Annotated in this window: 8 protein-coding genes; 2 read left to right on the top strand and 6 right to left on the bottom strand. The window is 58.1% G+C overall.

The features are described 5' to 3' along the window. Nucleotides 1-7: 7 nt before the first annotated feature. Nucleotides 8-4,468, bottom strand: a complete 4,461-nt coding sequence (gltB, locus tag DG357_RS20295) for a glutamate synthase large subunit (RefSeq protein ID WP_047367043.1) — start codon at nucleotides 4,466-4,468, stop codon at nucleotides 8-10. 687 nt (nucleotides 4,469-5,155) lie between these two features. Here gltB and DG357_RS20285 point away from each other — a divergent pair. Next, entirely contained in the window at nucleotides 5,156-6,097 is a 942-nt protein-coding gene (locus tag DG357_RS20285) for a TIGR01212 family radical SAM protein (RefSeq protein ID WP_108780357.1), read from the top strand. On the opposite strand, the gene DG357_RS20280 is transcribed toward DG357_RS20285, so the two are convergent. Beyond that, on the bottom strand, nucleotides 6,077-7,579 hold the full coding sequence (locus tag DG357_RS20280; RefSeq protein ID WP_088204343.1) for a helicase HerA-like C-terminal domain-containing protein: 1,503 nt from the start codon (nucleotides 7,577-7,579) through the stop codon (nucleotides 6,077-6,079). The genes DG357_RS20285 and DG357_RS20280 overlap by 21 nt on opposite strands. A gap of 137 nt (nucleotides 7,580-7,716) precedes the next feature. Between DG357_RS20280 and DG357_RS20275 the strand changes: the two genes are divergently transcribed. Next, entirely contained in the window at nucleotides 7,717-9,354 is a 1,638-nt protein-coding gene (locus tag DG357_RS20275; RefSeq protein WP_088204344.1) for a dihydroxyacetone kinase subunit DhaK, read from the top strand. A gap of 43 nt (nucleotides 9,355-9,397) precedes the next feature. Here the strand turns inward: DG357_RS20275 and ahr are convergent, their stop codons facing one another. The 4 genes from ahr to holC form a co-directional block, all read right to left on the bottom strand. Next, nucleotides 9,398-10,417 (bottom strand): NADPH-dependent aldehyde reductase Ahr, encoded by a 1,020-nt coding sequence (gene ahr / locus DG357_RS20270; protein ID WP_028014580.1) that lies wholly within the window; start codon nucleotides 10,415-10,417, stop codon nucleotides 9,398-9,400. A gap of 83 nt (nucleotides 10,418-10,500) precedes the next feature. Beyond that, nucleotides 10,501-11,004 (bottom strand): GNAT family N-acetyltransferase, encoded by a 504-nt coding sequence (locus tag DG357_RS20265; protein WP_028014579.1) that lies wholly within the window; start codon nucleotides 11,002-11,004, stop codon nucleotides 10,501-10,503. 123 nt (nucleotides 11,005-11,127) lie between these two features. Beyond that, a complete protein-coding gene (locus tag DG357_RS20260; protein WP_088204345.1) occupies nucleotides 11,128-13,983 on the bottom strand; it encodes a valine--tRNA ligase in 2,856 nt (951 codons plus the stop codon). Continuing rightward, the gene (gene holC, locus DG357_RS20255) at nucleotides 13,983-14,426 is read right to left on the bottom strand and encodes a DNA polymerase III subunit chi (RefSeq protein WP_003861884.1); all 444 of its coding nucleotides are present in this window, start codon (nucleotides 14,424-14,426) and stop codon (nucleotides 13,983-13,985) included. Before holC ends, DG357_RS20260 begins: the two co-directional genes overlap by 1 nt. Between the last annotated feature and the right edge of the window lie 84 nt (nucleotides 14,427-14,510).

Here is a 14,510-nt window from a genome sequence, read left to right as displayed (position 1 = left end):
GAATTCCTTACTGCGCCTGCACGCGCAGCTCTGCTGCGCTACGACTACGGTGACCCAACAGGGCTTTAACATCGCTGGACTTCGGCTTAACCAGCGCGAATTTCGCAGAGAACGCTGGCCAGTTCGCCAGGATCTCTTCGCCGCGCGAAGAACCGGTATGCTGCACGTGTTCGGTAATCAAACCGCGCAGGTGTTCTTCGTGAATGGCCAGCGAATCAACGTCCAGCACTTCCACCAGTTCCGGGTTCACGCGTTTGCGGAACTCACCGTCTTCATCCAGCACGTAGGCAAAACCGCCCGTCATGCCGGCGCCAAAGTTCACGCCGGTTTTACCCAGGACGCACACAATTCCGCCCGTCATGTATTCGCAGCCGTTATCGCCGATGCCTTCCACCACGGTGATGGCACCGGAGTTACGCACCGCAAAACGTTCGCCCGCACGGCCCGCGGCAAACAGACGACCGCCTGTCGCACCGTACAGACAGGTGTTGCCGATGATGCTGGCTTCATGGCTGCGGAAGGCTGAACCGACCGGAGGACGCACCGCCAGCAGACCGCCCGCCATGCCTTTGCCGACGTAGTCGTTGGCATCGCCGGTCAGGTATAACTCAACGCCGCCGGCGTTCCACACGCCGAAGCTCTGGCCCGCGGTACCGCTGAAGTGCGCGGTAATCGGATCCGACGCCAGCCCCTGATCGCCGTGCGTTTGCGCGATATAACCGGAGAGGGACGCGCCGACAGAACGGTCGGTATTGCGAATATCAAACCAGAACGTTTTGCTCTGCTTCTCGTCCACGTACGGCTTCGCCTGTTGCAGCAGCTGCGCGTTCAGCACGCCGTTGTCGAACGGCGGGTTGTTCTCGGTGCAGTAAACCGCTTTGCCAGGATGCGGCTCAGCCGTTTCCAGCAGCTTAGACAGCTCCAGCTTCTGCTGCTTGGCGGTGAAGCCTTCCAGCTCTTTCAGCAGGTCGGTACGGCCAATCAGATCCACCAGACGCTTCACGCCCAGCTGCGCCATCAGCTCGCGGGTTTCACGGGCGATGAAGTCAAAGTAGTTAGTCACCTTGAACGGCAGGCCATGATAGTGATTCTTACGCAGCTTCTCGTCCTGGGTCGCAACGCCGGTTGCGCAGTTGTTCAGGTGGCAAATACGCAGGTATTTACAGCCGAGCGCAACCATCGGGCCGGTACCGAAGCCGAAGCTTTCCGCACCCAGAATCGCCGCTTTGATGATGTCGAGGCCGGTTTTCAGACCGCCGTCCACCTGCAGACGGATCTTGTGACGCAGACCGTTAGCCACCAGCGCCTGCTGGGTTTCCACCAGGCCAAGCTCCCACGGGCAGCCCGCGTATTTCACGGAGGAGAGCGGGCTTGCGCCGGTACCGCCGTCGTAGCCGGCAATGGTGATCAGATCCGCATAGGCTTTCGCCACGCCGGTGGCGATGGTGCCGACGCCCGGCTCGGAAACCAGCTTCACGGAGATCATCGCTTTCGGGTTGACCTGCTTCAGGTCGAAAATGAGCTGCGCCAGATCCTCGATAGAGTAGATATCGTGGTGCGGCGGCGGGGAAATCAGCGTCACGCCCGGCACCGAGTAGCGCAGTTTGGCGATGTACGGGGTGACTTTATCACCCGGCAGCTGACCGCCTTCGCCCGGTTTTGCACCCTGAGCGACCTTAATCTGGATCACATCGGCGTTAACCAGGTAGGCAGGGGTTACGCCAAAGCGGCCGGACGCCACCTGCTTGATGCGCGACACTTTGTTGGTGCCGTAACGGGCCGGATCTTCACCGCCCTCGCCGGAGTTGGAGTTGCCGCCGATGCTGTTCATGGCTTCCGCCAGCGCTTCGTGCGCTTCCGGGCTCAGCGCGCCGATGGACATCGCCGCGGTATCGAAGCGTTTGAACAGTTCGGATGCAGGCTCAACTTCGTCAACGCTGACCGCTTCATCGCCCGGATTGAGGGCAATAAGGTCGCGCAGCGTCGCTGCCGGACGGTTGTTCACCAGCTCGGCATACTGCTGATAATCGCTGTATTCGCCGCTCTGTACCGCCTGTTGCAGCGTGCGCACCACGTCCGGGTTGTAGGCGTGATATTCGCCGCCGTGAACGTATTTCAGCAGGCCGCCCTGTTCCAGCGGCTTACGTGCCAGCCAGGCGCGCTTCGACAGGTTCACCAGATCCTGCTGGAAGTCAGCAAAACCGGCCCCGCCGATGCGGCTGACCACGCCCTGGAAGCAGAGGTTGGCGACGTCGTCGTGCAGGCCGACCGCTTCAAACAGCTTCGAGCAGCGGTAAGAGGCAATGGTCGAGATGCCCATTTTGGACATGATCTTGTACAGGCCTTTGTTGATGCCGTTACGGTAGTTCAGCATCACCGTGCGGTAATCTTTGTCGATGGCGCGGGTGTCTACCAGGCGAGCCAGCGTTTCGTAGGCCAGGTATGGATAGATCGCCGTCGCACCAAAGCCTAACAGCACGGCAAAGTGGTGCGGATCGCGGGCGCTCGCGGTTTCCACAATGATGTTGGCGTCGCAGCGCAGGCTCTTGTCGACCAGACGCGTCTGGATAGCTCCCACCGCCATTGGCGCAGGCACCGGCAGACGGTTTTTCGCAATGTTACGGTCAGACAGCACCAGCAGAACGGTGCCGTTACGCACCATCTGCTCGGCTTTGTCACACAGCGCATTCACCGTCTCTTCGAGGCTCGTTTCGGTCACGTCGAAGGTGATATCGAGCGTGTCGGCGCGGTAGTGCTCCTCGGTCATGGTGGTGAGCTGTTTAAAATCAGAGTACAGCAGGATCGGCGATTTAAAGGTCAGACGGTGCGCCTGGCCTTCGGCTTCGCAGAAGACGTTCATCTCACGGCCGATGCTGGTGGCCAGCGACATCACGTGGGCTTCACGCAGCGGGTCGATTGGCGGGTTGGTCACCTGCGCAAACTGCTGACGGAAATAGTCGTAAATAATGCGCGGCTGGCTGGAGAGCACGGCGAACGGGGTATCGTCACCCATCGAGCCGACCGCTTCCTGGCCGTTTTCGCCGAGCACGCGAATAACCGAGTCCAGTTCTTCCGCGCTGTAGTTAAACTGCTTCTGGAAGCTCGCGAGGGTATCGTCGTCCATCTCGCGGCTGCCCACTTCGTCGTCAGACAGATCTTCGAACGGCACCAGGCGACGGACGTTTTTCGCCATCCACTCTTTATACGGATGGCGGCTTTTCAGATCGTTATCGGTTTCCGCAGAGTGCAGAATACGGCCGCCGCGGGTATCGATCACCATCAGCTCGCCCGGACCGACGCGGCCTTTCTCGACCACTTCGTCAGGCTGGTAATCCCAGATCCCCACTTCAGAGGCGCAGGTGATGAGCTTGTCTTTGGTGATGACGTAGCGCGCCGGACGCAGACCGTTACGGTCCAGGTTACACGCAGCGAAGCGACCGTCGGACATTACGATACCTGCCGGGCCGTCCCACGGCTCCATATGCATGGAGTTAAAGTCGAAGAACGCGCGCAGCTCCGGATCCATATCCGGGTTGTTCTGCCAGGCCGGTGGCACGAGCAGACGCATGGCGCGCACGATATCCATCCCGCCTGCCAGCAGCAGTTCCAGCATGTTATCCATGGAGCTGGAGTCAGAGCCGGTTTCGTTCACGAACGGTGCGGCATCGTGCAGGTCAGGGATCAGCGGGGTCTGGAACTTATAGGTACGAGCACGCGCCCACTGGCGGTTACCGGTGATGGTGTTGATCTCGCCGTTGTGCGCCAGGTAGCGGAACGGCTGCGCCAGCGGCCAGCGCGGCACGGTGTTGGTGGAGAAGCGCTGGTGGAACAGGCAAATGGCCGATTCCAGACGCAGGTCCGCCAGGTCCAGGTAGAAGCGCGGCAGGTCAGCCGGCATACACAGACCTTTATAGATGTTCACCAGGTTAGAGAGGCTACAGACGTAGAACTCTTTATCGTCCTGGAGACGTTTTTCAATGCGGCGACGGGCGATAAACAGACGGCGTTCCATATCGCGCGGACGCCAGCCCGCAGGCGCGTTAACGAAAATCTGCTCAATACGAGGCAGCGAGGAGAGGGCGATTTCACCGAGTACCCCTTCGTTGGTTGGCACATCGCGCCAGCCGACAATCGACAGGGTTTCGCGCTGAAGTTCTTCTTCAACGATGCGGCGTGAGGCGGCAGCCTTTTCAGGATCCTGATTCAGGAACAGCATGCCGACAGCGTAGTTTTTGGCTAAACGCCAGCCGCGCTCTTCCGCCACGATGCGGAAGAAACGATCCGGTTTTTGCAGCAGCAGGCCGCAACCGTCGCCGGTTTTACCATCGGCCAGGATGGCGCCACGGTGCTGCATACGGGCCAGTGCGTGAATAGCGGTACGCACTACCTTGTGGCTAGGTTCGCCTTCTATGTGGGCGATCAGGCCGAAACCACAGTTATCCTTCTCAAGGGATTTATCGTACAACATATCAGTGAACCTCCCCAGGCTCGTCGGGCTTCCCACTGAACTTTACCGTGGCGCACAGGCGCAGAAAGAGCATGGCGACGGGGTTAGCGTTTCATACGCGGACCTCGCATTCGCCCTCTTTTTCATCCTTTCGCGCAGGTAAACAAGTTTGAGGACTTGCTTCAGAGGGAATCTCAATTACTGCATAAATATGATGAGCAGGCCGCTCATCCAGAAAGCTTCCAGCGGATTTCCAACTTATCGGGAATTGGTACACAGGTCAAATGGCAATCTTATTTATACAAAAATGTGCTAAAGCGTAATTATCATTATGTTTTTATTGGTTATTTTACTAATTTTACAACCACTGAAAGCGCCAGGAAGGTGCAGGGGAGTGTGATCTGACTCACTATATGAAAGCGGTATTATTGATGCAGCGTGCTGAAATGCGGATTTATGGCAGAATAATAATCTGGTGCAGTGTTCGAACCCGCATAAAATCACTGTTTTTCAGTCCTGGCGCTATAAATGAAAAAAACCATCAGAACATAAGGAAAAGTAATTACGTGGCGGGTGAATGAAATCTCGGTAATCGTGATTATTTATTCAAATAGATAAAGGCCATCCAGGGCGATTGATCCAGGTCATCGCCGACAGAGGCTAAAAATGGCAGGCTTGTCCCCTTTCTTCGGGACGGTCTATCAGATTATGCAGTTACAGAAATTAGTCAATATGTTTGGTGGGGATCTTTTGCAGCGGTACGGTCAAAAGGTGCATAAGCTGACGCTGCACGGCGGCTTTAGCTGCCCGAACCGCGACGGCACCATCGGGCGCGGCGGCTGCACCTTCTGTAACGTTGCGTCGTTTGCTGACGAAGCCCAGCAGCATAAATCTATCGCGGAACAGCTCGCCCATCAGGCCAGCCTGGTGAACCGCGCGAAGCAGTATCTGGCCTATTTCCAGGCCTACACCAGCACGTGGGCGGAGGTTCAGGTATTACGCTCGATGTATCAACAGGCGGTCGCTCAGGCGAACATTGTCGGGCTGTGCGTGGGTACGCGCCCGGACTGCGTACCGGAGGCGGTGCTGGATTTACTTAGCGAGTACAGAGAGAAGGGCTATGAGATCTGGCTGGAGCTGGGCCTGCAGACCGCGCACGATAAAACCCTGCACCGTATCAATCGTGGGCATGATTTCGCCTGCTACCAGCGCACCACGCGTCTCGCCCGCGAGCGTGGCCTGAAAGTCTGTTCGCATTTGATTGTCGGCTTGCCCGGAGAAGGGCAGCAGCATGGCCTGGAGACGCTGGAAAAAGTCGTGGAAACCGGTGTAGACGGCATTAAGCTGCACCCGCTGCATATCGTGAAGGGAAGCATAATGGCGAAAGCCTGGGAAGCCGGGCGGTTAAGCAGTATCGAGCTCGCCGACTATACGGTGACGGCGGGAGAGATGATTCGCCACACGCCGCCGGAGATTGTCTACCACCGCATCTCCGCCAGCGCCCGCCGTCCAACGCTTCTGGCACCGCTCTGGTGCGAGAACCGGTGGACGGGGATGGTGGAAATCGACCGCTATCTTCAGGAAAACGGCGTACAGGGTTCGGCGCTGGGCCGCTCGTGGGTTCCCCGCCTATCGACGGCGGCCGCCTAGCAGACTCCCCAGCATGCCGCGCACAATCTGATTGGTGACCTGCCGCGCGGCGCTTTTCGCCATAGTCTGTACCACGCCGTCGCGCTTGCCGCCGCGCGGTCCGGTTGTGCCAAACAAAATGTCTTTTAGCCCGCCGAGAATGCCGTCATCAACTGCGACTGACTGGCCCTTAGCGGGTGGAGCATCCTGCGATTCGGTGGTTGCCTGTACCCCTTTTTGCAGCATCTCGAACGCAGACTCCCGATCCACCTCGTCTTCATACTTGCCGTACACCGGGGAGTGATTAATCAGGCTGTTACGTTCATCGTCGGTAACCGGCCCCATGCGCGAGCAGGGCGCGATCACCATTGCGCGTTCCACCACGGACGGGCTGCCCTTAGCATCCAGGAACGAGATCAGCGCTTCACCGGTGCCCAGCGCCTGAATCGCGGCTTCGGTATCAAAGGCCGGATTGGCACGCATGGTTTGCGCGGCGGCTTTCACCGCTTTCTGATCCTTCGGCGTAAAGGCGCGCAGGGCGTGCTGCACGCGGTTACCAAGCTGGCCCAGCACATTGTCAGGAATATCCGACGGGTTTTGCGACACAAACCAGACGCCGACCCCTTTGGAGCGGATCAGGCGGATAACCTGTTCAATTTTATCCAGCAGCACCTGCGGCGCGTCGTTAAACAGCAGGTGTGCTTCGTCAAAGAAGAAGACCAGTTTGGGTTTTTCCAGATCGCCCGCTTCCGGTAACTGCTCGTACAGTTCGGAGAGCATCCACAGCAGGCTGGCGGCGTAAAGCTTTGGCATCTGGTAGAGCTTCTCTGAACTCAGAATGTTGATGATGCCTTTGCCGCTGCTGTCGGTGCGCATCCAGTCTTTAATATCCAGCATCGGCTCGCCGAAGAAGTGTTCGGCGCCCTGCTGCTCCAGCATCAGTAGCCCACGCTGAATGGCACCGACAGAGGCGCTGCTGATATTGCCGTACTGGTTCTGGAAAGATTTGGCGTTATCGCCGATGTACTGGGTGATGGCGCGCAGATCTTTGAAATCAAGCAGCAGCAACCCCTGATCGTCGGCGATACGGAAGATAATATTCAGCACCCCGGACTGCACGTCGTTGAGGTTGAGCAGGCGGGCCAGCAGCAGCGGGCCGAGATCGGAAACGGTGGCGCGTACCGGGTGGCCTTTCTCACCGAAGATGTCCCAGACCACCACCGGGTTGCCGTGTGGCGTCCAGTCCGTGATACCGATATTCTTCAGTCGTTCGAGCAGTTTTTCTGACGCTGTACCTTCCTGAGCCACACCGGTTAAATCGCCCTTCACGTCAGCCATAAAGACCGGCACGCCAATCTCTGAAAGTGACTCCGCCAGCTTCTGGAGAGTGACTGTTTTCCCTGTGCCGGTGGCGCCGGTAATCAGACCGTGGCGGTTCGCCATCGCGGGCAGTAGATACAGCTCTTTTTCCAGCGTCCGGGCAATTAACAATGGTGTACTCATGATGCGCTTCCTCTCTTAGTCCTGGGTGGAGTATAGGCAACCTGACGGCAAAATGGTTGAGTAAATTGCTGACTTTGCGGCGCATTGTCCAGCGCGGACTATGCTTTTGCATACGGTTCATAAAATAGTGGAAAACAATGTCCAGATTCTTCTTTAACGATCGCAAACAGCTGGTCAATGACGCCATTGAAGGCATACTGCTTTCTGCGCCACATGCGAATCTCGTCAAACTTGATATCGATCCAGCTATCAGGGTTGTCGCCCGCGGCGACTGGGATAAAAGCCGCGTGGCGGTGATCTCCGGCGGTGGCTCCGGGCACGAACCGGCGCACGCCGGATTTGTCGGTAAAGGCATGCTGACGGCGGCAGTGTGTGGCGATCTGTTCGCCTCCCCGAGCGTGGATGCGGTGCTGAACGCTATTGTGGCGGTGACGGGCGATCGCGGCTGCCTGCTGATCGTCAAAAACTATACCGGTGACCGGCTTAACTTTGGCCTGGCGGCAGAAAAGGCCAAACGCTACGGCCTGAAGGTCGAGATGGTGATTGTGGCGGACGATATCGCGCTGCCCGACAACAAGCAGCCGCGCGGCATTGCCGGCACGGCGCTGGTGCACAAGATTGCGGGCTATGCAGCGGAGCAAGGAAAATCGCTGAGCGAGGTGCGGGATATTGCTCAGCAGGCCTGCGATAACCTCTGGAGCCTGGGCGTTGCGATGCAAACCTGCAACCTGCCGGGCACCGACGATGAAGAGGGGCGCATCAAGCAGGGCCATGTCGAGCTGGGGCTGGGGATCCACGGGGAGCCGGGAGCCTCGGTGGTTGATACGCAAAACAGCAAAGCGATTATCGACACGCTGGTGACGCCGCTCAAAGCGCAGGCGGGCGAGGGGCGTTTCGCGGTGCTGATCAACAACCTCGGCGGCGTGTCCGCGCTGGAGATGGCTCTGCTCACCAAAGAGCTGGCACATTCAGCGCTGAAAGAGAATATTGCGTACCTGATTGGCCCTGCGCCGCTGGTGAGCGCGCTGGATATGAAGGGCTTTTCTCTGACGCTGCTAAAGCTCAACGATTACTTTGAAAAGGCGATTCACGCCGAGGTCGAGACGCTGGGCTGGCAGAAGCCTGTGGCGTTTGCCCCTCTGCGTACCGTTCCGCAAAGCGCTATTCACGATAGCGTGGAATATGCCGCGTCCGACAATCCGCAGGTGAAGGAGTCTGTTTCACAGGTGACGAAGACGCTCATACAGCTTGAAAACCGCCTGAATGCGCTGGATGCCAAAGTGGGCGATGGCGATACCGGCTCTACGTTTGCGCAAGGTGCACGGGATATTGCGCAGCGCCTGGAAGAAAACACTCTCCCGCTGAATGACGTGCCTAAGCTGCTGTTGCTGGTGGGGGAACGACTGGCCACGGTGATGGGCGGATCGAGCGGTGTACTCATGTCGATCTTCTTCACGGCGGCGGGGCAAAAGCTTCACGATGGACAGCCGCTACCTGAAGCATTGCTGAGCGGACTGGCGCAGATGAAGCAGTATGGCGGGGCAGATCTCGGCGATCGTACGCTGATCGATGCGCTGCAACCGGCGCTGGAAGCCTTGAAGAAAAAAGATCTTCAGGCGGCAGCGCAGGCTGCGCAGCAGGGAGCGGAGGCAACGGCGAAAATGGCGAAAGCCGGAGCAGGGCGCTCATCGTATGTGAATAAAGAGAATCTGGATGGGGTAATGGACCCGGGGGCGGTCGCGGTGGCGGAAGTGTTTAATACATTGGCGCAGTAGCAAAAGTAGGCCGGGGGCGAAGCCGCCACCCGGCAAACTCACATCAGAAATCCGCTTTCAACACCACGCGATAACGGGCTTTGCCGTCGCGCACGTGCTGGATGGCTTCGTTAATTTTCGACATTGGATACAGCTCGGTGGTCGGCGTCACTTTGGTGCGGCCGGCAAACTTCATCAGCTTGCGCAGCTCGTATGGCGTACCGGTCGCGGAGCCTGACACGCTGCGATCCCCACCGATCAGGGTAAAGGCCGGAACCGGCAGCGGCTTCATCACCGCACCCACGGTGTGGAAGTTACCGCCGTAGGCCAGCGCTTCAAAGTACGGCTGCCAGTTGAGATCGACGTTCACGGTGTTGATGATCAGGTCAAACTGCCCAGCCAGCGCGTTCAGCGCGTCCGGATCGCGGCTGTTCACGACTTTGTCCGCGCCCATTGCCAGCACTTCTTTCTCCTTCGCCGGATTCGAGCTAAACGCCGTCACTTCACAGCCCATCGCGTGCAGCAGCTTGATGGCGATGTGGCCCAGACCACCGATACCGATCACGCCCACGCGGCTGGTGGCGGTGACGTGGTGCATCAGCAGCGGTTTAAAGACGGTGATCCCGCCGCACAGCAGTGGACCAGCAGATTCAATATCAATGCTGTCCGGCAGCGGGATGACCCATTGCCAGTCGGCGCGCAGCTTATCGGCGAAACCGCCCTTGTTCAGGATGGTGGGCACTGCGCCTTCAAGGCAGTTGATCTGGTTGCCGCTGATACAGGCGTCGCAGTGGCCGCAGCTCCGTGCTGTCCAGCCAATGCCCACGCGCTGGCCAACCTTCAGCCCTTTGTCCTGCGCGGCGCTGCCGAGCGCGACGACGCGGCCAATCACTTCGTGCCCGGCAACCAGCGGATAGCTGGAGAAGCCCCATTCGTTGTCGATCATCGAGAGATCTGAGTGGCAGACCCCGCAGTAATCAACCTGTACTTCGACGTCTTCCGCTTTTAGTTCGCCCGCATCGTACTCGTACAGCTCAAGTTCTGCACCCGCCTGCGGTGCGGCGTAGCTTTTTATCTTCGACATCGTGTTTCCCCCGTTGTGGTGTGAACTGAGAGTGTAGAGCATTCAGTTTACAGCCGCTTAACAGAAGGGGGCAGGAACGAAACTTACAGACTTTTCAGCATTCTGACTTCGCAATCGACGTGGCCCGTGCAGCCCAGCGGCGCATCGATATGCTCAAAGCCCAGATGTTCATACAGGCCGATGGCCTCTTTGAGGAAGGCGGTGGTTTCGAGGTAACAGCGTTTAAAACCCTGATTGCGCGCGTGCTCCAGGGCGACCAGCGCCAGCTTCTTCGCCAGACCCTGCCCACGAACCGACGGCAGGAAATACATTTTCTGCAGCTCACAGATATCCGGCTCGCTGCAGCTCAGCGGCGCAACGCCGCCGCCACCCACAACCTGGCCGTCCTGCTCAATGACCCAGTAGGCGTGGCCCGGCTGGCTGTACAGCTTAAACAGTTCGTCAAGATTCGGGTCGGCAACGGTGTAACCTTTATCCGCCGTCAGCCCAAACTCTGCAGAAACGGTGCGGATAACGGCGGCGATAGCCGGATTGTCCTGCTCAGTGATCCGACGCATCGTCGTCGCGACGGGGGTAATCACGCTCATAGCATTACTCATTACAAAAATTGACACACAGTTGCTGTTAATAGCACCGCAGAAAAGGGAGTGCAAGCGAGGAGTTTTCAGGAAGGCTACCCCTTACGCCCTGAAGCGTAAGGGGTAAAAGCATTACAGGGCTGCGATAACGGCCTGCTGCTCGATCAGTTTGGTCTTCGCATCGGCGAAGGCAACCAGACGCTCACGCTCTTTGGCAATGACCGCTTCCGGCGCGCGGGCAACAAAGCCTTCGTTCGCCAGCTTGCTTTCGATTTTGCCAATTTCCACGTCGACTTTCGCCACTTCTTTCGCCAGACGCGCCAGCTCTGCGTCTTTGTCGACCAGGCCCGCCATCGGGATCAGCAGCTCCGCACCGTCGATGATTTTAGTCACGGAAACCGGACCTTTGTCATCGGCAGGCAGCACGGTGATGCTTTCCAGACGCGCCATGGTTTTCAGGAAGGTGTTGTTCTCGGTGACGCGACGAATGGCAGCGTCGCTGCAACCGCGCAGCAGCAGCTCCAGTGGTTTACCCGGGGCGATGTTCATTTCGGCACGGATGTTACGTACCGCAACGATCGCCTGCTTCAGCCACTCGGTATCCGCAGACGCGGCTTCATCAACCTTAGCCGCATCGAATTCCGGGAACGGCTGCAGCATGATGGTATCGGCGTTGATGCCCGCAATGACCTTCACGCGCTGCCAGATGGTTTCGGTGATGAATGGAATAACCGGATGCGCCAGGCGCAGCAGGCCTTCCAGGACGGTAATCAGCGTGTTGCGCGTGCCGCGCAGCTCCGCTTCAGAACCGCCGTTCATGACCGGCTTCGCCAGCTCCAGATACCAGTCACAGAACTGGTTCCAGGTGAATTCGTACAGAATGCCCGCTGCGATATCGAAGCGGTAGCTGTCCAGCGCCTCGCGGAAGGCTTTCACCGTCTGGTTAAATTCCGCCAGGATCCAGCGGTCCGCCAGAGACAGGGTCATCTCGCCGCCGTTGAAGCCGCAATCCTGATCTTCGGTGTTCATCAGCACGAAGCGGCTGGCGTTCCACAGCTTGTTACAGAAGTTACGGTAACCTTCAAGACGCTTCATGTCCCAGTTGATGTCGCGGCCGGTAGAGGCCAGCGCCGCCAGGGTGAAGCGCAGGGCGTCGGTACCGTGAGATTCGATCCCGTTCGGGAACTGCTTCTCGGTACGCTTGCGGATTTTCTCAGCCAGCTGCGGCTGCATCATGTTGCCGGTACGTTTTTCCAGCAGGTCTTCCAGGGAGATCCCGTCAACCATGTCCAGCGGGTCAATCACGTTACCCTTGGACTTGGACATCTTCTGCCCTTCGTCGTCGCGGATAAGGCCGGTCATGTAGACGGTATGGAACGGAACCTGCGGCTTGCCGTCTTCATCTTTGATGAAGTGCATGGTCATCATGATCATGCGGGCAATCCAGAAGAAGATGATGTCGAAGCCGGACACCATTACGCTGGTAGGGTGGAACTGACGCAGCGCGTCGGTGTTTTCCGGCCAGCCGAGGGTAGAGAAGGTCCACAGCGCGGAGGAGAACCAGGTATCCAGCACGTCTTCGTCCTGGCGCAGGGCCACGTCAGCGCTCAGGTTATTTTCCTGACGCACTTCGTCTTCGCTACGGCCAACGTAGACGTTGCCTTCGTTGTCGTACCATGCTGGGATGCGGTGACCCCACCACAGCTGACGGGAGATACACCAGTCCTGAATGTCGCGCATCCAGGAGAAGTACATGTTTTCGTACTGCTTCGGCACGAACTGGATGCTGCCGTTCTCAACCGCTTCCACAGCCGGTTTCGCCAGCACGTCGGCACGGACGTACCACTGGTCGGTCAGCATTGGCTCAATAACCACGCCGCCACGGTCGCCGTACGGCACGGTCAGATCGTGAGGCTTAATCTCTTCCAGCAGGCCGAGGGCATCAACGGCGGCTACGATGGCTTTACGTGCGGCAAAGCGCTCCAGCTTCTGGAACTCAGCCGGGATCTCGCTGGAGTAAACGTCGGATTCGTTGCCTTTGGTATCGTACACCTCTGCGCTTTCGCGGATATCGCCGTCGAAGGTCAGAATGTTGATCATCGGCAGGGCGTGACGACGACCCACTTCATAGTCGTTGAAGTCGTGCGCCGGGGTGATTTTCACGCAGCCGGTGCCTTTTTCCATGTCGGCGTGTTCGTCGCCCACAATCGGAATGCGGCGGTTCACCAGCGGCAGCACCACAAATTTGCCGATCAGATCTTTATAACGCGGATCTTCCGGGTTAACGGCCACGCCGGTATCGCCCAGCAGGGTTTCCGGACGGGTGGTCGCCACCACCAGGTAATCTTTACCGTCTGCGGTTTTTGCGCCGTCGGCCAGCGGATAGCGGATGTGCCACATGGAGCCTTTAGACTCGCGGTTTTCCACTTCCAGGTCAGAAATTGCGGTGCGCAGTTTCGGGTCCCAGTTTACCAGGCGTTTGCCGCGGTAAATCAGGTCTTCTTTGTACAGACGGACGAACACTTCTTTTACGGCGTTGGACAGGCCTTCGTCCATGGTGAAGCGCTCGCGCTCCCAGTCCACGGAGTTTCCGAGACGGCGCATCTGACGGGTAATGGTGCCGCCGGATTCTGCCTTCCACTGCCAGATTTTGTCGATGAACGCATCGCGACCGTAGTCGTGACGAGTTTTACCTTCTTCAGCGGCAATTTTACGCTCAACCACCATCTGGGTCGCGATACCCGCGTGGTCAGTCCCTGCCTGCCACAGGGTGTTTTTGCCCTGCATGCGCTGGTAGCGGATCATGGTGTCCATGATGGTCTGCTGGAAAGCATGCCCCATATGCAAACTGCCGGTGACGTTCGGCGGCGGGATCATGATGCAGAAGGACTCTTTGCTTTCGTCGCCGTTAGGCTTGAAATAGCCCTGCTGTTCCCAGTGCTCGTAAAGCGGCTGTTCGATATCGCGTGGGTTATATGTCTTTTCCATTATTTCCAGGTTGCCGTATTCAGGTTAAAACCGGCCAGGCGGTACGCTTTATAGCGTTCGCGCGCCAGTTGTTTCAAGGATTCTTCGTAAGGGACAAAGTCTACCACTTCTGTGAAAGCGGTGGCAAAATCTGCAAAGTCTGTCCGCAGGCTAATGAGAATATCGCGCGCGCTGCTGTTGCGCTTTTGCGGCCAGGCAATTTCGACCGGTGCCCCGCCGCGTGGACCTTCGCCCGACAGGTTATGCGGAACAAAACTTTCCGGCGGGCGCGCCCATAGCGCTTCATCCAGGCGAATCGCCTGCTGCTCATCTTCACAGGCAATCAGTACGCGTTTACCAGCGCGCCAACGTTCTGCGGCAATTTCACACACCAGTTGTTCAACGGCGCTGAGGCCATCCTGATGGGTGTCGTTGTCCAGAAGGTAGAACGTTGCATTCTTCATATATGGGGCTTCTTGTCGTGGATTTAAATGCAAAGCCGGGTGGCGCTTCGCTTACCCGGCCTACGGTTGAGTGGCGTGTAGGCC

It is taken from the genome of Enterobacter bugandensis (genome assembly GCF_900324475.1).
Classification (GTDB): domain Bacteria; phylum Pseudomonadota; class Gammaproteobacteria; order Enterobacterales; family Enterobacteriaceae; genus Enterobacter; species Enterobacter bugandensis.
The sequence above is the reverse complement of the archived record's forward strand: the minus strand, read 5'-3'. Positions and strand labels throughout refer to the sequence as shown.

Excerpts from the sequence above, each read along its gene's own strand:
- gltB (WP_047367043.1), bottom strand. The coding sequence starts at position 4,468 with ATGTTGTACGATAAATCCCTTGAGAAGGATAACTGTGGTTTCGGCCTG.
- DG357_RS20285 (WP_108780357.1), top strand. The coding sequence starts at position 5,156 with ATGCAGTTACAGAAATTAGTCAATATGTTTGGTGGGGATCTTTTGCAG.
- DG357_RS20280 (WP_088204343.1), bottom strand. The coding sequence starts at position 7,579 with ATGAGTACACCATTGTTAATTGCCCGGACGCTGGAAAAAGAGCTGTAT.
- DG357_RS20275 (WP_088204344.1), top strand. The coding sequence starts at position 7,717 with ATGTCCAGATTCTTCTTTAACGATCGCAAACAGCTGGTCAATGACGCC.
- ahr (WP_028014580.1), bottom strand. The coding sequence starts at position 10,417 with ATGTCGAAGATAAAAAGCTACGCCGCACCGCAGGCGGGTGCAGAACTT.
- DG357_RS20265 (WP_028014579.1), bottom strand. The coding sequence starts at position 11,004 with ATGAGCGTGATTACCCCCGTCGCGACGACGATGCGTCGGATCACTGAG.
- DG357_RS20260 (WP_088204345.1), bottom strand. The coding sequence starts at position 13,983 with ATGGAAAAGACATATAACCCACGCGATATCGAACAGCCGCTTTACGAG.
- holC (WP_003861884.1), bottom strand. The coding sequence starts at position 14,426 with ATGAAGAATGCAACGTTCTACCTTCTGGACAACGACACCCATCAGGAT.